This window comes from Corynebacterium xerosis NBRC 16721 = ATCC 373 (assembly GCF_001552415.1).
GTDB lineage: Bacteria > Actinomycetota > Actinomycetes > Mycobacteriales > Mycobacteriaceae > Corynebacterium > Corynebacterium xerosis.
In genome coordinates this window covers 22,529-41,470 of the sequence record NZ_BCRD01000007.1, presented here as the reverse complement: position 1 = coordinate 41,470, position 18,942 = coordinate 22,529, and the positions used below count along the sequence as shown (strand labels likewise).

At 69.8% G+C, this 18,942-nt stretch carries 15 protein-coding genes; 7 read left to right on the top strand and 8 right to left on the bottom strand.

Features of this window, described 5'->3' with window-relative positions:
- The first annotated feature begins 4 nt into the window (after positions 1-4).
- From whiA to secG, 6 genes are all read left to right on the top strand, one after another.
- Positions 5-997 (top strand): DNA-binding protein WhiA, encoded by a 993-nt coding sequence (gene whiA / locus CX1_RS10755; RefSeq protein ID WP_060925666.1) that lies wholly within the window; start codon positions 5-7, stop codon positions 995-997.
- Positions 998-1,195: 198 nt separating this feature from the next.
- Positions 1,196-2,203: a type I glyceraldehyde-3-phosphate dehydrogenase gene (gene gap, locus CX1_RS10750; RefSeq protein ID WP_060925678.1), complete on the top strand. Its 1,008-nt coding sequence runs from the start codon at positions 1,196-1,198 to the stop codon at positions 2,201-2,203.
- 102 nt (positions 2,204-2,305) lie between these two features.
- Positions 2,306-3,517 (top strand): phosphoglycerate kinase, encoded by a 1,212-nt coding sequence (locus tag CX1_RS10745; protein ID WP_060925665.1) that lies wholly within the window; start codon positions 2,306-2,308, stop codon positions 3,515-3,517.
- Positions 3,518-3,600: 83 nt separating this feature from the next.
- Entirely contained in the window at positions 3,601-4,383 is a 783-nt protein-coding gene (gene tpiA, locus CX1_RS10740) for a triose-phosphate isomerase (RefSeq protein WP_046650934.1), read from the top strand.
- A gap of 161 nt (positions 4,384-4,544) precedes the next feature.
- The gene (ppc, locus tag CX1_RS10735; RefSeq protein WP_046650936.1) at positions 4,545-7,322 is read left to right on the top strand and encodes a phosphoenolpyruvate carboxylase; all 2,778 of its coding nucleotides are present in this window, start codon (positions 4,545-4,547) and stop codon (positions 7,320-7,322) included.
- Positions 7,323-7,483: 161 nt separating this feature from the next.
- Entirely contained in the window at positions 7,484-7,720 is a 237-nt protein-coding gene (secG, locus tag CX1_RS10730) for a preprotein translocase subunit SecG (protein WP_046650954.1), read from the top strand.
- A gap of 83 nt (positions 7,721-7,803) precedes the next feature.
- Here the strand turns inward: secG and pgl are convergent, their stop codons facing one another.
- From pgl to tkt, 5 genes are all read right to left on the bottom strand, one after another.
- Complete coding sequence (pgl, locus tag CX1_RS10725) at positions 7,804-8,541, bottom strand: 6-phosphogluconolactonase (protein WP_060925664.1); 738 nt, start codon at positions 8,539-8,541, stop codon at positions 7,804-7,806.
- A complete protein-coding gene (locus CX1_RS10720; protein WP_046650939.1) occupies positions 8,538-9,608 on the bottom strand; it encodes a glucose-6-phosphate dehydrogenase assembly protein OpcA in 1,071 nt (356 codons plus the stop codon). The genes pgl and CX1_RS10720 overlap by 4 nt, the downstream gene beginning before the upstream one ends.
- Positions 9,609-9,656: 48 nt before the next feature.
- A complete protein-coding gene (zwf, locus tag CX1_RS10715; RefSeq protein ID WP_046650940.1) occupies positions 9,657-11,210 on the bottom strand; it encodes a glucose-6-phosphate dehydrogenase in 1,554 nt (517 codons plus the stop codon).
- Positions 11,211-11,321: 111 nt separating this feature from the next.
- Complete coding sequence (gene tal / locus CX1_RS10710; RefSeq protein ID WP_060925663.1) at positions 11,322-12,440, bottom strand: transaldolase; 1,119 nt, start codon at positions 12,438-12,440, stop codon at positions 11,322-11,324.
- A 186-nt stretch (positions 12,441-12,626) separates the two neighbouring features.
- Positions 12,627-14,726 carry a transketolase gene (tkt, locus tag CX1_RS10705; RefSeq protein WP_060925662.1) on the bottom strand — a complete coding sequence of 700 codons (2,100 nt, stop codon included), beginning with the start codon at positions 14,724-14,726 and terminating at the stop codon, positions 12,627-12,629.
- Between the two features lie 328 nt (positions 14,727-15,054).
- Here tkt and CX1_RS10700 point away from each other — a divergent pair, with 328 nt between their 5' ends.
- Positions 15,055-15,975: a heme o synthase gene (locus CX1_RS10700; protein ID WP_046650955.1), complete on the top strand. Its 921-nt coding sequence runs from the start codon at positions 15,055-15,057 to the stop codon at positions 15,973-15,975.
- 115 nt (positions 15,976-16,090) lie between these two features.
- Here CX1_RS10700 and CX1_RS10695 read toward each other — a convergent pair whose 3' ends face one another.
- From CX1_RS10695 to CX1_RS10685, 3 genes are read right to left on the bottom strand one after another with little or no spacing between them, the layout of a single operon-like run.
- Entirely contained in the window at positions 16,091-17,086 is a 996-nt protein-coding gene (locus CX1_RS10695) for a quinone oxidoreductase family protein (RefSeq protein ID WP_060925661.1), read from the bottom strand.
- 37 nt (positions 17,087-17,123) lie between these two features.
- The gene (locus tag CX1_RS10690; protein WP_046650942.1) at positions 17,124-18,125 is read right to left on the bottom strand and encodes a COX15/CtaA family protein; all 1,002 of its coding nucleotides are present in this window, start codon (positions 18,123-18,125) and stop codon (positions 17,124-17,126) included.
- Between the two features lie 28 nt (positions 18,126-18,153).
- A complete protein-coding gene (locus CX1_RS10685) occupies positions 18,154-18,942 on the bottom strand; it encodes an ABC transporter permease (protein ID WP_046650943.1) in 789 nt (262 codons plus the stop codon).

The following is an 18,942-nucleotide window of genomic DNA, read 5'->3' as shown; positions in this document are numbered from 1 at the left end:
GGCAATGGCGTTGACGCCCAAGGTGAAGGACGAGCTCGCGCGCGTGCCGGTGAGCCAGGAGAGCGCACAGTCGGCGGAGGTCGCGGCCATTCTGCGGTTCGCCGGTGGCCTGCACCTCGTCGCCGGGCGCATCGTCGTCGAAGCGGAGCTGGACTCCGGCGCCGTCGCCCGCCGTCTGCGGGGCATGATCGATTCCCTGTTCGGCCATGAGCCGGAACTGCAGGTGCTCAGCCCGGGTGGCCTGCGCAAGACGTCGCGCTACATCGTCCGCGTCGCCGAGGGCGGGGAGGATCTGGCCCGCCGCACCGGGCTGGTCGACCGCGCGGGCCGGCCGGTGCGGGGCTTGCCGCCGAAGGTCATCGGCGGCACCATCCTCGACGCCGAAGCCGCATGGCGCGGCGCGTTCCTGGCCCACGGTTCGCTCACGGAGCCGGGCCGATCGTCGGCGCTCGAGGTCACGTGCCCGTGCCCGGAGGCCGCGCTGGCGCTGGTCGGCTGCGCCCGTCGCCTGGGCATCCCCGCCAAGAGCAAGGAAACTCGCGGGGGAGACCGCGTGGTCATCCGCGACGGAGAGGCCATCGGCGCACTGCTGACCCGCATGGGCGCCCAGACCACCCGCCTGGAGTGGGAGGAGCAGCGGATGCGCCGCGAGGTCCGGGCCACCGCGAACCGCCTGGCCAACTTCGACGACGCGAACCTGCGCCGGTCGGCCCGGGCGGCGGTCGTGGCGGCGGCCCGCGTCGAGCGTGCGCTGGACATCCTCGGCGAGGATGTCCCCGAGCACCTGGTCACGGCCGGTGAACTGCGGGTCGCGCACCGCCAGGCGTCGCTGGAGGAGCTCGGCCAGCTGGCCAATCCGCCGATGACCAAGGACGCCGTGGCGGGGCGCATTCGCCGCCTGCTGTCGATGGCGGATCGGCGGGCCGCCGAAACGGGCATCCCCGATACGTCGTCCGTCGTCACGGACGAGCTTTTCGACGGGGACGACGTGGAGTAGGTCCGCCATGAGCCGGATCACGCCCAAACGGGCATGTTCCCGGCACCGAATGTCCGTTGGTGAGGCGTCTCACTAGATTCCGGACATTCCACCCCTGCGCGACGGCGCAACCGCACGTACAATTCGAAGGTGAACCAGTTGGTCCGGATCCCGGGCCCGCAGGGCAATTTTTAGCCGATTCCTTTGGAGGAGATCATCGTGACGGTTCGTGTAGGCATCAACGGCTTCGGCCGCATCGGGCGCAACTTCTTCCGCGCCATCATCGCGGAAGGCGCCGACGTCGAGGTTGTGGCGGTCAACGACCTGACCGACAACAAGACGCTCGCCCACCTGCTGAAGTACGACTCGATCATGGGCAAGCTCGACGCCGAGGTGACCTACGACGACGAGTCCATCACCGTCGACGGCAAGCGCATGACCGTCTGGGCCGAGCGCGACCCGAAGAACCTGGGCTGGGGCGAGGTCGGGGTCGACGTCGTCGTCGAGTCCACCGGCTTCTTCACCGACGCCGAGGCCGCCAAGGCGCACATCGACGGCGGCGCCAAGAAGGTCATCATCTCCGCTCCGGCGAAGAACGAGGACGCGACCTTCGTCATGGGCGTGAACCACACCGATTACGACCCGGAGAAGCACAACATCATCTCCAACGCGTCGTGCACCACCAACTGCCTCGCGCCGATGGCGAAGGTGCTGGACGAGAAGTTCGGCATCGAGCGTGGCCTGATGACCACCATTCACGCCTACACCGGTGACCAGCGCCTGCACGACGCCCCGCACAAGGATCTGCGCCGCGCCCGCGCCGCCGCACTGAACATCGTCCCGACCTCCACCGGTGCCGCCAAGGCCGTCGCCCTGGTCCTGCCGCAGCTGAAGGGCCTGCTGGACGGCTACGCGCTGCGCGTCCCGGTCCCGACCGGCTCCGTCACCGACCTGACCTTCACCGCGAAGAAGGAGGTCTCGGTCGAGTCCGTCAACGCCGCGATCAAGGAGGCCTCGGAGTCCGCGGAGCTCAAGGGCATCCTCGGCTACAACGAGGAGCCGATCGTGTCCAAGGACATCGAGGGCGATTCCCGTTCCTCCATCTTCGACGCCCCGCTGACCAAGGTCATCGGCGACCAGGTCAAGGTCGTGTCCTGGTACGACAACGAGTGGGGTTACTCCTGCCGCCTCGTCGACCTCGCGGTCTACGTCGGCGAGCGCCTCTAAGCTCTTCGTTTCCCCCACGACCCCAGGGCCGGGGTGTGCCCGCGGGCACACCCCGGCCCTGGGGCATATGCAACGGCTCGAACAACGAAAGAAGACACCGTCATGACCGTCAAGACCCTGCAGGATCTCCTCGACGAGGGCGTCGAGGGCCGTTACGTCCTGGTTCGCTCCGACCTCAACGTCCCCCTCAAGGACGGCTCCATCACCGACCCGGGCCGCATCGACGCCTCGGTGCCGACTCTGAAGGCGCTGTCCGACGCCGGCGCGAAGGTCGTCGTGACCGCCCACCTCGGCCGCCCCAAGGGCGAGGTCAACCCGGAGCTTTCGCTGGCCCCGGTCGCCGAGGCCCTGTCGGAGCGCCTCGACCGCTACGTCGCGGTCGCCGGCGACGTCTCGGGCGAGGACGCCCACGAGCGCGCCAACGGCCTGACCGACGGCGACGTGCTGCTGCTGGAGAACATCCGCTTCGACGCCCGCGAGACCTCCAAGGACGAGTCCGAGCGCGAGGCCTTCGCCGCCGAGCTCGCCGCCCTCGTCCCCGAGGGCGCGTTCGTCTCCGACGGCTTCGGCGTGGTCCACCGCGCCCAGGCGTCGGTGTACGACGTGGCCAAGAAGCTGCCGCACTACGCCGGCGGCCTGGTGCAGTCCGAGCTCGAAGTGCTGCGCAAGGTCGGCGAGGCGCCCGAGAAGCCGTACGCGGTGGTGCTCGGCGGTTCCAAGGTCTCCGACAAGCTCGGCGTCATCGAGGCCCTGGCCCCGAAGGTCGATTACCTGATCATCGGCGGCGGCATGTGCTTCACCTTCCTCGCGGCCCAGGGCCACTCGGTGGGCGGCTCGCTGCTGCAGGAAGAGATGATCGACACCTGCAAGGACCTGCTCGACCGCTACGGCGACCAGATCGTCCTGCCGACCGACGTCGTCGTCGCCTCGGAGTTCTCCGCGGACGCCGACCACAAGGTCGTGTCCGCCGACGCCATCCCGGATGGCTGGATGGGCCTGGACATCGGCCCCGACTCCGCCAAGGCCTTCGCCGCGAAGCTGGCCGAGACCAAGACCGTGTTCTGGAACGGCCCGATGGGCGTCTTCGAGATGGAGGCGTTCGCCAACGGCACGCGCTTCGTCGCCCAGGCCATCATCGACGCGACCAGCGACAACGGTTGCTTCTCCGTCGTCGGCGGCGGCGACTCCGCCGCGGCCGTGCGCACGCTCGGCCTCGACGAGGACGGCTTCAGCCACATCTCCACCGGCGGCGGCGCCTCCCTCGAGTACCTCGAGGGCAAGGATCTGCCCGGCGTCCAGGTGCTCGAGTCCTAGCACCGGCACGCGCCCCGGGGCCGGCGGCATCCCGCCGGCCCTCCATCTCCACCCGTAAACCACTTCAGGAAGTGACACCCACAATGGCTCGCAAGCCCCTCATCGCCGGCAACTGGAAGATGAACCTCAACCATCTGGAGGCCATCGGCGTCGTGCAGAAGCTCGCCTTCGCCCTGCCGAAGGAGTACTACGACAAGGTCGACGTGGCGGTCATCCCGCCGTTCACCGACATCCGGTCCGTGCAGACGCTGGTCGAGGGCGACAAGCTGGCCGTCACCTACGGCGCCCAGGACGTCTCCGTCCACGAGTCCGGCGCCTACACCGGCGAGATCTCCGCCGCGATGCTGGCCAAGCTCGGCTGCCGCTGGGTCGTCGTCGGCCACTCCGAGCGCCGCGAAATGCACGGCGAGGATGATGCGCTGGTGGCCAAGAAGGCCAAGGCGGCGCTGAAGGCCTCCATGGCCCCGATCGTCTGCGTCGGCGAGCCGCTCGAGGTCCGCGAGGCCGAGAAGCACGTCGAGCACGTCGTCGAGCAGGTCAAGGGATCCCTCGAAGGCCTGTCGGAGGCGGACCTGGCCAAGGTCGTCATCGCCTACGAGCCGGTCTGGGCCATCGGCACCGGCAAGGTCGCCTCGTCGGCTGATGCGCAGGAGGTCTGCAAGGCCATCCGCGAGACCGTCGCCGAGCTGGGCGGCGAGAAGCTGGCCAAGGACATGCGCATCCTCTACGGCGGCTCGGTCAAGGCCGAGAACGTCGCCGACATCGTCGGCCAGCCGGACGTCGACGGCGGCCTGGTCGGCGGCGCGTCGCTGGATGGCGAGGCCTTCGCCAAGCTCTCGGCCCTGGCCGCCGACGCGGTCAAGTAACCAGGCTCGACTTCCAGGTCACATAACCTGGCCAACAACCCAGGCCCGACGACCGGGCCCGGCCCGGCGCCCCGGCAACGTTCACCCGTTGATCCGGGGCGCCGGCTTCTTCCGGTCCGGCTTCACGACGGACACCGACGTCACGTACAGGAGACGCGAACATGCAGGAACAGGCGACGAGGAAAACAAGCGACGAAACGTTGCGCGACGACATCCGGCATCTGGGCCGGATCCTCGGCGACGTGATCCGCGAGCAGGAGGGCGACGAGGTCTTCAATCTGGTGGAGAATGCCCGGCGCACGGCGTTTCGCCTCCACCGGGGCGAGGCGGAGGTCGGGGAGCTGACCGCGCTGTTCCGCGACATCGACCCGGTGGAGGCGACGCCGATCATCCGCGCGTTCACGCACTTCGCGCTGTTGGCGAACCTCGCCGAGGATCTCCACGAGGAGCGGTTGGTGGAGGAGGGCCTCGACGCCGGCGAAGCGCCCCGCGATTCCTCGCTCGAGGCCACGTGGGCGAAGCTGCGCGATGCCCGCGTCCCGGGCGCGGAGATCGGATCGATGATGGAGTCTGCGGAGGTCGTGCCGGTGCTCACCGCGCATCCGACGGAGACGCGCCGCCGCACGGTCTTCGACGTGCAGAAGCACATCGGCGCATCGATGCGCGCCCGGCACGAGGTGATCAACGCCCCACGCACCGCCCGCACCGAGGCCAAGCTCGAGGCGCTGGACCTGGAGATCCGCCGGCGCATCATGACGCTGTGGCAAACCGCCCTGATCCGCATGAACCGGCCCGACATCCGCGACGAAGTGGAGGTCGGCCTGCGCTACTACCAGCTGTCCCTGCTGGAGACGGTGCCGAAGCTCAACCGCGACGTCGCGGCGATGATGCGCGAGCTCGGCGGTGACGACGTGCCGGAGAACCCGGTCGTCCGCATGGGCTCGTGGATCGGCGGCGACCACGACGGCAACCCCTACGTCACCGAGGACGTCGTCCGCTACGCCACCGACCGCGCGGCGGGGACGATCCTGCGCCACTACGTCAAGCAGCTTCATTCCCTGGAGCGGGAGCTGAGCTTCTCCGATCGGCTCACCCAGGTGTCCGTCGATCTGGTGGAACTGGCCAACCGCGGACAGAACGACGTGCCCAACCGCGTCGACGAGCCGTACCGCCGCGCCGTCCACGGCATCCGCGGCCGCGTCGCGGCGACGGCCATTTCCCGGTTGGGGGCCTCGGTCGTGGAGGGCGACTGGTCCTGCCATGAGCCATACTCGAGCGTGGAGGAGATGCGCGCCGATCTGGACGTCGTCGAGGCGTCGCTGCGCCGCAGCCACGACGACCTCATCGCCGACCATCGTCTCGCCGACATACAGGGCGCCACGGACGTCTTCGGTTTCCACCTGTACTCGCTGGATCTGCGCCAGAATTCGGAGAGCCACGAGGACATCCTCACCGAGCTCTTCCGCCTGTCCGGCGTGGCCGAGGACTATCGTTCGCTGCCCGAGCGCCGCCGGGTCGAGATCCTGACCCGGGAACTCACGTCGGCGCGCCCGCTGGTACCGCGGGGCGTGGAGCTGTCCGAGGTCACCGCCCGTGAGTTGGGCATCATGCGCGCCGCAGCCGACGCCGTCGAGGCCTACGGCCCCGAAGTCGTGCCGCACTGCATCATCTCGATGTGCTCGTCGGTGTCGGATCTGCTGGAGCCGATGATCCTGCTCAAGGAGGTCGGTCTGATCTCCGTCGAGGACGGGGCTCCCAGCGGAACCGTCGACGTGATCCCCCTGTTCGAGACCATCGAGGACCTGCAGGCCGGCGCCTCGGTGCTGCGCGAGGCGTGGGACGTGCCGCTGTATCGCCGCTACGTCGCGTCGCGCGGCGATCTGCAGGAGGTCATGCTCGGGTACTCCGACTCGAACAAGGACGGCGGCTACTTCGCCGCGAACTGGGCGCTCTACGACGCGGAGACCGCCATCGCCGCCGTCGCCCGCGAGGAAGGCGTGCGTCTGCGCCTCTTCCACGGCCGCGGCGGCACGGTGGGCCGTGGCGGCGGACCGTCCTACGAGGCCATCCTCGCGCAGCCGAAGGGCGCCGTGCAGGGGTCGGTGCGCATCACCGAGCAGGGCGAGATCATCTCGGCCAAGTACGGCCACCCCGTCACCGCCCGCCGCAACCTGGAGGCGCTGGTCGCCGCGACGATCGAGTCGACGCTGCTCGATCTCGAGGACCTGGACGATCAGGGCCGCGCCTACGACGTGATGTCGGAGATCTCGGAGCTGTCGCGCGACGCCTACGCGGCGCTGATGCACGACGATCCCGGTTTCATCGAATTCTTCGAGACCTCGACGCCCGTCGGGGAGATCGGCAGCCTGAACATCGGTTCGCGGCCGTCGTCGCGCAAGCAAACGACGTCGATCTCGGATCTCCGGGCGATTCCGTGGGTGCTGGCCTGGTCGCAGCAGCGGTCGATGGTGCCGGGCTGGTTCGGCGTCGGCACCGCGCTGAACGAATGGGTGGGCGAGGACCCCGACGGGTCGCGCCTGGCCGAACTGCGCGAGCTCAACGAGTCCTGGCCGTTCTTCAATTCGGTGCTGTCGAACATGGCGCAGGTGATGTCGAAGTCGGACCTGCACCTGGCCAAGCTCTACGCCGATCTGGTGTCCGATCGCGAGGTCGCCGACCGCATCTTCAGCCGCATCCGCGAGGAGTACGAGCTCACCCTGGAGATGTTCCTCAAGGTCACCGACTATTCCACGCTCCTGGAGGACAACCCGCTGCTGGCCCGTTCGGTGGACATGCGGTTCCCGTACCTGATGCCGCTCAACGCCATCCAGCTGGAGATGCTGCGCCGATACCGCGCCGGCGATTCCCGCGACAAGGTCCGCCGGGGCATCCAGTTGACCATGAATGGCTTGGCGACGGCGCTGCGCAACTCCGGATAACGTGCGAGCCGGACAGCGGCGGCGGAAACGCCGGACCGCGGTCTGCGCCGGGTACCCTCCGTGCGGTATCCTGGGCAGTTGATCGCGGGTCCGGTGCCGTTCGTCGCCATCCGGCCCGCAGCAGTTGCCCAACAATCGTCGTGAACCGTAGGGAAGTGCGCGTGTACCTCGCCATCCAGATCGTCCTGGTCATCACCTCCGTGCTGATGTCCCTTTTCGTCCTGCTCCACAAGGGCAAGGGCGGTGGCCTGTCGAGCTTGTTCGGCGGCGGCATGCAGTCGAACCTGTCGGGTTCGACCGTCGTGGAGAAGAACCTGGACTACGTCACCATCATCACCGCCATCCTGTGGCTGGCGTCGATCGTGCTGCTGGGCCTGTTCCAGGCTTTCAACTGGTAGATCGCGCGTCAGGCGCGTAAACGCCGCGACAAGGAACCGGGGCCCGGGCGAGTTCATCGCCCGGGCCCCGGTTCCGTTTTTTGCTAGAGCATCGACGCCGCGGCTTCGTCGACGAAGACGATGGTCTCGGCCTTCCCGCGCACTCCGGATGCGGGCCATTCGGCGGGGTCGGCGCCGTCGGCGATCGCCTTGACGGCCTCCGCCTTGGCTTCGCCGGCGACCAGCAGCCACACGCGCTGGCTGGCGTTGACGGCCGGCAGCGTCAGGGACACGCGGGTCGGCGGGGGCTTCGGGCAATCCCGGACCTCCACGACGGTGCGCTCGGTCTCGGCGATCGCCGGCGTGTGGGGGAACAGCGAGTTGACGTGGCCTTCGCCGCCCATGCCGAGCAGGTGCAGGTCGAAGCCGTCGGGCGCGTGCATGGCCAGGATGTCGGCGTAGGCGTCCGCGGCGCAGACCGGGTCCTCCAGGTAGGCGCCGCCGGATGGGGCGATGGGAAAGATGTAGGACTCCGGGATGTCCACGTGGTCGAACAGCGCCTCGCGGGCCTGCCCGACGTTGCGGTCGGGGGACTCCTCCGGGACGAAGCGTTCGTCGCCGAAGAAGACCATCACCCGGGACCAATCGACGTCACCGGAATCGGCGGCCAGGGCGGCCAGCAGACCGATGCCGGCGCCGCCGCCGGTCACCGCGATGCGCGCCAGGCCGTCGGCGCCCTGCGCCTCGGCGACGACGTCGACGAAGCGGGCGCGGGCGGCCTCGACCAGGGCGTCCTGGTCGGAGTGGCGGGAAAATTCGGGGGCGGGCAGGGTGGCCGTCATCGGCGGGACTCCTCGGGGTCGCGGGGGAATGCCCGGTTGGCGGGCGTGGCACCGAGCGCGCCGGCACCGTCGTCAAGCCGGGCCTGCTCCGCCTGCTCGACGGTCAAGCGCCGGATGCGGCCCAAGCCGCGCAACGCGCGGGCGTAGGCGGTGTCGGGGTCGAGGTGGCGCAGCTCCTCGGCAAGGCAGTCGACGGTGGTGCGCCGCGACAGGGCCACCTTGAACGGCGGCCGGCCCGTGATGGTCACGCATGCGGTGGAGGCGTTCTCCACCTCGACGGTGACGTCGGTGGGCTCGCCCTCGTCGCCATGGCGGGTGAGCACCACCTTGGTCACCGGGGGCTTGGCGTCGCCGTCGGCGTCGACGGGGACCTCCGGCTCGTCCGTGACCACGCGCACCACCGGAACGGCGAGGCGATCGGCCAGCCACCCGGCGGCGACGTCGACGGACGGGTCCTCGCCGGGGCCTTCGATGCGGGCCGCGGTGATCTCACCGTGCGGCGGGAAATCCAGCGCCGACGCCAGCACCCCGCGCCACGCCGTCAGGCGCGACCACGCGAGATCCGAATCACCCGGCGTGTAGCCGGTGCGGCGCGTGTACACCGCATTGACGTCCGGATCGGCCAGCGAGTCCGTGATGCGGCGCTGCGCGATCTGGCCGATCGGCGTGGCCGCGGGCACCTGCGGCGGCGTCGACGGCCACCACGCCACCACCGGGGTGTCCGGCAGCAGCAGGGGAGTGACGATGGCCTCCGGGTGCGCCCCGACCTCGCCTTCCAGATGCATGACGACGACCTCCGCGGCACCGGCTTCGCCGCCCAACCGGAGCTCGGCGTCGAGGCGGTTGGCGCCCCGCGGCTCGCCGGCGACGAGCACCAGCACGCGGGCCGGATGCTCGCGGGAGACGTTGTTGACCGTCTTGATGATGGTCTCCAGGTCATCGTCGCGCTGCGCGAGCACGATGAGCGTGAGCACGCGGCCGGTGGTGACGATGCCGCCCTTTTCCCGGAGGGTCACCAACTGGCGGGCGATGACCCGCGTATCGGTGTCGGGCAGATTGATGATCATTGGCACGGTGATTCCTTTCCCAAAATCCCTGCTTGCCTGTCCCGCCCGTCAGGGACGGCGCCAGGTGCGGCCTTCGCGCTCGAGCATCCGATCGGCGGACTCCGGGCCCCACGTGCCCGCCGGGTACTCGTCGGGGCGGCCCCGCTTGCCCCAGTACTCGATGACCGGGTCGAGGATCTTCCAGGACAACTCGACTTCTTCGTTGGTGGGGAAGAGGCTCGCCTCGTCGAGGAGCGCGTCCAGGATCAGGCGCTCGTAGGCCTCCGGCGACTGTTCGGTGAACGATTCCGAGTAGGAGAAGTCCATGTTGACGTCGCGGACCTCCATGGTGGAGCCCGGGACCTTCGAACCGAAGCGCATGAGCACGCCCTCGTCCGGCTGGACGCGGATGACCATGGCGTTCTGGCCAAGCGCCGTGGTCATGGTGTCGGCGAACGGCAGGTGCGGCGCGGACTTGAAGACCAGGGCGATCTCGGTGACGCGGCGGCCCAGGCGCTTGCCGGAGCGCAGGTAGAACGGCACGCCCGCCCACCGGCGGGAATTGATCTGCAGCGTGCACGCCGCATACGTCTCGGTGATCGACTCCGGATCGAAACCGTCCTCTTCGCGCAGCCCCTTGACGTAGTGGCTGCCCTGCCACCCGGCGGAGTACTGGCCGCGGGCGGTGGTCTTCGACAGGGGGCGGACAGGCTCGGTGGCCCGCAGCACCTTGATCTTCTCGGTCTGCAGCTCCTCCGGGGTGAAGGCGACGGGCTCTTCCATGGCCACCAGGGCCAGCAACTGCAACAGGTGGTTCTGGATCACGTCTCGGGCGGCGCCGATGCCGTCGTAGTAACCGGCGCGGCCGCCCAACCCGATGTCCTCGGCCATGGTGATCTGCACGTGATCGACGTAATGCGAGTTCCACAGCGGGTCGAACAGCTGATTGGCGAAACGCATGGCCAGGATGTTCTGGACGGTCTCCTTGCCCAGGTAATGGTCGATGCGGAACACCGACTTCTCGGGGAAGACCGAGTTGACGATCTGGTTGAGCTCCTGGGCGGACTCGAGGTCGTGGCCGAAGGGCTTCTCGATGACCACGCGCCGCCAATTGTCCGGGCCCGCCTGCGCGAGGCCGGCGCGGTCGAGCTGATGGCAGACGTCGGGGAAGTTGTCCGGCGGAATGGACAGGTAGTACGCCCAGTTGCCGGCGGTGCCGCGGGAGGCGTCGAGCTCGGCGAGCTTGTCCGCCAGCCGGTCGAAGGCCTCGTCATCGTTGAAGGTGCCCTGCACGAAGTGGATGCCCTCCGCCAGGCGCTGCCACACGTTCTCGCGGATCGGCGTGCGCGCTCCGGATTCGACGGCTTCGCGGACGTAGTTTTCGAAGTACTCCTTGGTCCACTCGCGGCGGCCGTAGCCGACCAACGCGAACGACGCCGGCAGCAGGCCGCGGTTGGCCAGGTCGTAAATGGCCGGCAGGAGCTTCTTCCGGGCGAGGTCGCCCGTGACGCCGAAGATGACCATGCCGCCGGGACCGGCGATGCGGGGGAGTCGCTTGTCCTGCGGGTCGCGCAGTGGATTGGACCAATCGTCGGCGATCGCGCCGGAGATGTCAGATGTCACTGAAGGGTTCTTTCGGGGAGGTGATCGGTACGGAGGGGACGCGGAGGCCCGGATGCACGGCGGCGGCCGGGCCCGTCGGGGCCCGGCCGCGATCGCCGGCTCGGTGCCGAACTAGCCGCGGATCTCGCGCAGGCGGCCGTCGATGGAGTCGAGCAGCTCCTGCCAGCTGTCGACGAACTTCTCCACGCCCTCGCGCTCGAGGACGGCGAACACGTCGTCGAGGTCGACTCCGGCGGCGGCGATGCCGTCCATGACGGTCTGAGCCTCGTCGCCCTGGCCCGACAGCGTGTCGGTGACGCCGTCGAGGTCCGCGTCGGCGGTGGCGCGCAGGGTCTTCTCCGGCATGGTGTTGACGGTGTGCGGGCCGGCGAGCTCGGTGACGTACAGGGTGGCCGGGTAGTCCGGGTTCTTGACGCCGGTCGACGCCCACAGCGGGCGCTGGGCGTTGGCTCCGGCGGCGGACAGCGGGGCCCAGCGCTCGGCGTCGGCGCCGAAGGAACGCTCGAACTCGCGGTACGCCAGACGGGCGTTGGCCACGCCGGCCTTTCCGCGCAGCGCCAGCGCGTCGCCGCCGAGTGCCTCCAGGCGCTTGTCGATCTCGGAGTCGACGCGGGAGACGAAGAAGGACGCCACCGAGTGGATCTTCGACAGATCGTGGCCGTTTTCCTTGGCCCGCTCGATGCCGGTGATGAACGCGTCGACCACCTGGCGGTAGCGCTCGAGGGAGAAGATCAGGGTGACGTTGACGCAGATGCCGTCGGCCAGCGCATCCGACACGGCGGGCAGCGAGGCGTCGGTGGCGGGGACCTTGATCATGGCGTTGGACTTGCCCACGCGCTCCCACAACTGGCGGGCCTGGGCGATGGTCTCGTCGTAATCGTCGGCGAAACGCGGGTCCACCTCGATGGAGACGCGGCCGTCGGCGCCGCCGCTGCGGGCGGAGACGTCCGCGAGCTCGTCGCAGGCGCGGCGGACGTCGTCGATGGCCATGGTGAACACGGTCTCGGCGGCGTCGGCGCCGGACGCGGCCAGCTCGCGCAGCTGGGCGTCGTAGGCGTCGCCGGTGGTCATGGCCGACGAGAAGATCGCCGGGTTGGTGGTCACGCCCACCACGGCGTAGTCGTCGACCAGGGACTTCAGCTCACCGCCGTCGAGTCGCTGACGGGAGAGGTCGTCCAGCCATGCCGAGGTACCGGCGGATGCGAGGGCGTCGAGATTCGGGTTGGTCATCAGTGCACTTTCCTTCTGTTCGTTGCTTGTGCGGCGCATGCGGCTCGTGGGCCGGGTGCGGCCGTGGTCGCGGACGTGCGCCGTCCACGTTACCGCCGAAAAGGGGCCGCCGCCCCGGCGCGCTCGACGGCGGGCCGGGGCGGCGGTGGGCCCCGGCGGTGGGGACCCCGATGGGGCGGGTGGCGCTTACTTCGCGGCCTCGACGGACTCGCGGGCGGCCGCGACGACGGCCTCCGTGGTCATGCCGAATTCCTCGAACAGGCGCTGGTACGGGGCGGAGGCGCCGAAGTGCTCGATGGACACGGCGCGGCCGGCGTCGCCGAGGTACTTGTGCCACGGCATCGCGATGCCGGCTTCGACGGACACGCGGGCGCGGACCGACTTCGGAAGCACCGACTCGCGGTACTCCTCGTCCTGCTGATCGAACCAGTCAAGCGACGGGGCGGACACGACGCGGGCCTTGATGCCCTCGCCGGCCAGCACGCCTGCGGCCTCCACGGCCATCTGGACCTCGGAGCCGGTGGCCATCAGGATGACGTCGGGGGCGCCGCCCTCGGTGTCGGCGAGCACGTACGCGCCGCGGCGGACGCCCTCGGCGGCCTTCTCCTTGGTGCCCTCGAGCACCGGGACGTTCTGGCGGGTCAGGGCCAGGGCCTTCGGGCCGGACGGGCCCTCCAGCGCGGCGGCCCACGCGGCGGCGGTTTCGTTCGCGTCGGCCGGGCGCAGGGTGGTCATGCCCGGGATGGCGCGCAGCGAGGCCAGCTGCTCGATCGGCTGGTGCGTCGGGCCGTCCTCGCCGAGACCGATGGAATCGTGCGTCCACACGTAGATGGGGGAGATGTCCATCAGCGCGGCCAGGCGCACGGCCGGGCGCATGTAATCGGAGAAGATGAGGAACGTGCCGCCGTAGGGGCGGGTGCCGCCGTGCAGCGCGATGCCGTTGAGGATCGAGCCCATGGCGTGCTCGCGGATGCCGAAGTGCAGGTTGCGGCCGTAGGGGGTCGCCGTCCACGTGTCGGTGGTGATCTCCTTCGGGCCGAACGACGGCTCGCCCTTGATCACGGTGTTGTTGGAGCCGGCGAGGTCGGCCGAGCCGCCCCACAGTTCCGGCAGGGTCTTGCCCAGGGCCTGCAGCGCGGCCTCGGAGGCCTTGCGGGTGGCGACGCCCTTGGCGTCGGGCTCCCACGTCGGCAGCTCGTCGGCGTAACCCTCGGGCAGCTCGCCGGCGGTCAGGCGGTCGAAGAGCTCCTTGCGCTCCGGGTTGGCCTCGGCCCACGCGTCGAAGGCCTCGCCCCAGGCCTTCTTGTCGGCGTCGGAACGCTCAGCGACGGCGCGGGTGTGGGCGATGACCTCGTCGGAGACCTCGAAGGTCTGCTCGGGGTCGAAGCCGAGCTCCTTCTTGATCAGCGCCAGCTCCTCGTCGCCCAGCGCGGCGCCGTGCGAGGCGCCGGTGTTCATGGCGTTGGGGGCCGGGTAGGCGATGACGGTGCGCACGCGGATGAAGGTCGGGCGGCCGGTGTCGGCCTTGGCCTCCGCCACGGCGCGCTCGATGGCCGCGACGTCCTCGCCGCCGTCGACCTCGATGACCTGCCAGCCGTAGGCGCGGTAACGGTCGGCGACGTTCTCGGTGAAGGCGATGGTGGTGTCGTCTTCGATGGAGATGCCGTTGTCGTCCCAGAAGACGATGAGGTTGCCCAGCTGCTGGGTGCCGGCCAGCGAGGACGCCTCGGCGGTGACGCCTTCCTGGACGTCGCCGTCGGAGGCGATGACGTAGACGAAGTGGTCGAACGGCGACTGGCCGGCGGGGGCCTCCGGGTCGAACAGGCCGCGCTCGCGGCGGGCGGCCATGGCCATGCCCACGGCGGACGCCAGGCCCTGGCCCAGCGGGCCCGTGGTGATCTCGACGCCGTCGGTGTGGCCGTACTCCGGGTGGCCCGGGGTCAGCGAGCCCCAGGTGCGCAGGGACTTGATGTCGTCGAGCTCGAGGCCGAAACCGGCCATGTACAGCTGGATGTACTGGGTCAGCGAGGAGTGGCCGCAGGACAGCACGAAGCGGTCGCGCCCGGCCCACTTGGGGTTCTGCGGGTCCAGGCGCATGACGCGCTGGTACAGGGTGTACGCCAGCGGCGCGAGGCTCATGGCGGTGCCGGGGTGGCCCGACCCGCACTTCTGCACGGCATCGGCGGCCAGCACTCGGACGGTGTCGACGGCCCGGGTGTCCAGGTCGGTCCAATCCGAGGGGTAATTCCGCTCGACGCGGGCCTGCAGCTCGGGGGAGAGGGTCACGATAGATGCTCCTGGTTCTCGCTCGCGAATGATTTTCCGTTTCATTGTATGCCTAGCGCGCGGCAATTCCGGGCCCCGCGCGCGGGAACTATTGGCAACAGCGCGAAGCCGCCCGATCGCGCCGGAGCCGAGCCGCCGCGCGGCACGCGGCCCCGGTGCCCGCCGGGGCATCGGTCAGGCGCTACCATTGCCGGGTCCCGGGTTGTCGGCGCTGACGCGTTCGCCCGCCCGGCCGTTTCCGTGACGTCGCGCGGGTCCGGGAACTTTTCCGGCCTTCCGCCCGACCGATTGGGTTGGAGCTTCAACTCATGCGAGAGGACCCCCTTTGCTGGACACCGTCAAGGCGTACGTGGCGCTGACCAAGCCCCGGGTTATCGAACTGCTTCTGGTCGCCGCGATTCCGGCGATGCTGCAGGCCGACCGCGGCAAGGTCCACGTCGGCTTCATTCTGCTGACCCTGGTGGGCGGTTGGATGGGCGCCGCCGCGGCGAACACGTTCAACATGGTCGCCGATTCGGACATCGACAAGGTCATGAACCGCACGCGCAAGCGTCCGCTGGCCCGTCAGTCGGTGAGCAACCGCAACGCCATGATCTTCGGCTCGGTGCTGACGGTGGCCAGCTTCCTGTGGCTGTGGCTGCTGTGCAATTCGCTGTTGGCGGGCGTGTTCATCCTGCTGACCATCGCGTTCTACGTCTTCGTCTACACCATGTGGCTGAAGCGCCGCACGGACCAGAACGTGGTGTGGGGCGGCGCGGCGGGCTGCATGCCGGTGCTGGTCGGCTGGGCTGTCATCACGGACAACGCGCCGGACGTCACGGGCTGGTTCCACTGGTGGCAGGCCATCGTCCTGTTCCTGGTCATCTTCTTCTGGACCCCGCCGCACACGTGGGCGCTGGGCCTGAAGTACCGCGAGGATTACGAGGCCGCGGGCGTGCCCATGATGCCCGTCGTCCGCCCGCCGCTGTACGTCACGGTCCGCATCATCGCCTACACCCTGGCGACGGTGCTGACGACCTTCCTGCTGATCCCGGCCGCCGGCTGGGTCTACCTGGCGGTGTCGGTGCTCGCGGGCGTCTGGTTCATGTGGGGCGCCGTCGCGCTGCACAAGTCCGTGAAGGCCGGCGGCGAGATCAAGCCGATGAAGCTGTTCCTGCTGTCGAACAACTACCTCGCCCTGGTGTGCGTCGGCCTGTCCGTCGACGCGGTGCTCGGCCTGCAGACCATCGCGGAGATGGCCGGCTTCTAGCCCTGCCATCCCCCCACGCGCCTTCGCTTGACGACGAACCCCTCCCGGACCTTCGCGGTCCGGGAGGGGTTTTGCCGTGCCCGGCTTTCTCGTGCCCGGTTTTCTCGTGCCCGGCTCAGGGCAGCAGCACCAGCGACCCGGTCGTGGCCCGCGACTGGAGGGCGCGGTGCGCCCCGGCGGCGTCGTCAAGCGGGAAACGGTCCCCGACGCGGACCCGCAGCGTGCCATCGGCGATGCGGGAGAGCACCTCGCCGGCGCGATGGGAGAGCTCCGCACGGTCGCGGATGAAGTGGCGCAGGTGCGGTCGGGTGAGGAAAAGCGAGCCGTGCTGGTTGAGCTGCTGGGGATCCATGGGCGGCACGGCTCCCGACGCGGCGCCGAAGAGCGCCACGAGGCCCCGGACGCGGGCGCACTGCAACGAGACGTCGAAGGTGGCCTTGCCGACGCCGTCGAAGACCACGTCGACCCCGGGATCGTCTGCGCCGCGATCGCCGGTCCAGTCGCGGATGCGCGCGGGGACGTCGTCGTCGTAGTGCAGGACCAGCTCGGCGCCGGCGTCGCGCGACAGGGCCGCCTTCTCGTCGGAGGACACGATGGTGGCCACCCGCGCACCCGCGGCAACGGCCAACTGGGTGAGCAGCAGGCCCACCCCGCCGGCGCCGGCGGTGAGCAGGACGGTGTTACCGGGGCACAGGCGCCCGACGTCGTGGACCAGGAAATGCGCCGTCAAACCCTGCAGGAGGATCGACGCGGCGACGTCGTCGGGGATGGAATCCGGAATGGCGACGAGAGAATCGGCGGGCACGGCGACGAGTTCGGCGTAGGAATCCGGGGCGTTGCACCATGCGACCCGATCACCGACGGACCAGCCGTCCGGGCCGCCCGCGACGCCGGGGCCCAGGTCGCGGATGACCCCGGCGCCCTCCGACCCCGGGGTGAAGGGCAGGGGGCGGGGGTAGATGCCCTCGCGCTGGTAGACGTCGGTGAAATTCACGCCCACCGCGCCGACGGAAACGAGGACCTCCCCGTCGCCCGGGATGGGGTCGGGGAGGTCCTCGCGGAAGTCGAGCTGTTCGGGGCCGCCGAAGGATTCGATGATGATGCCGCGCATGCGGCCAGGCTACCGGCGAAACGGCGGCCCCGAGATCCTACGCGGTCACCCTCGCGGAATGGGAGTTGTACTCCGCATCGCCGGCGGGGGAGCCGGTGGCGGTGGCCGTGCCGCCGGCGTGGCGCCAGCCCAGCTGCCACACGATGGCGGTCACGGCGGTCAGCGCACCGGAGCCCGCGACGTGGACGGGCACGAGCGCCTCGGGCACGCCGGACCAGTACTGGACCATGCCGACGGCGCCCTGCGCGGCGATGAGCGCCACCAGCCACCAGCCCCACTTGCGCAGCGCGGGCTCCGCGTTCTGGGCGATGAGGCCGAAGACCAGGCCGACGGACAAACCGAGGTAGAGGTACATGAAGCCGGCGTGGACGTGGGACAGCTCGGCGATCGGCAACTGCAGGCGATCCTCCGGCAGCACCGAGGCGTCGCCGGCGTGCGGGCCGGCACCGGTGACCATCGTGCCCGTGACCAGGGTGGCGACCAGCGCGAGACCGGACGCCGCAGCGAGCTGGCGCAGCGGGCGGGCGTAGACGCGGACCTCGTGGCCGTCGTCGGGCTCCTGGATCTTCACCCACGCCATTCCCGCCAGCCAGACCAGAGCCATGGAGGGCAGGAAGTGCAGGGCGACGGCGTACCACTTCAAATCGACGAGCACCGAAATGCCGCCGATGATCGCCTGGACGATGACGCCGAGGCCGTTGAGGAACGCCAGCACGACTATCGCCTTGCGGCGGCCGGCGCGCAGCACCGCCAGGAACAGCGCCAGGGTCAGGGCGACGAGCACGAACGTCAGCAGGCGGTTGCCGAACTCGATGGCCTGGTGCAGCCACGGCGCGGCGCCGCCGACCGGGGTGAAGCTGCCGGGGTGGCACTGCGGCCACGTGTCGCAGCCGAGGCCGGAGCCGGTGACGCGCACCACCGAACCGGTGACCGCGATGCCCGCCTGCGCGATGAGCACCAGCAGGGCGATGATCTTCTGCGCGCCGATCGTCGGCAACGGCAGAAAGGACAGGGGGAGTTTACGGTCGGCGTCGCTCACGTCTCACAAGCCTACCCGGTGGCCCCGGCTAATCCCCCTTCGCCTCGAACCTGAACAGGCGTGTCGCGGCGATCGCGCACGCCAGGCCCCAGGCGGCCAGGACGGCCAGCGGGTACCAGGCCAACCGGCCGTCGAAAGCGGCGATCAGCGACTCGGTGAGCGCCACCGACGGCAGCAGGGTCAGCGCCGTGCGGGCACCGTCGCCGAGCTCCGGGCCGACCGCCACGAACGTCGCCGCACCGAGCAGCACGAACCAGATCAGGTTCGCCAGGCCGAGAATCAGCTCCGCGCCGAGCGTGCCGCCCATCAGCAACCCCATGGCGGTGAAGGCGGTGGTGCCCAACATGGTCACCACGTAGGCCAGAGCGAAGGCGGCGACGGGGGCGCGGTAGCCCAGCGCCAGCGCCGCGGCGGAGAAGATGAGGAACTGCGCGGTGACCATGATCGCCACCGCACCCGCCTTGCCGGCGATGATGCCCCACTTCGGCAAGGCCGATGCGCCGATGCGCTTGAGAGCCCCGTACCGCCGGTCGAAGCCGACGGCGATGGCCTGGCCGGTGAACCCGGCGGACATCGTGGCCACGGCCAGCACCATCGGGAACACCGAGACGATGGGGGCCTCGCGGTCGAGCACCGGCACGAGCGTGAAACCGACGAGCATCGCCAGCGGGATGATCATGGTCAACAGCATCTGCTCGCCGTGGCGCCAGATCAGCGTCGACTCGAGCTTCGTCTGCGACGCGAGGACGCGGCCCATCGGCGCGCGCTTCGGCGCGGGGGCGAAGGTGCCCTCGGGGAAGCGGGTGGTCGGGGCCAT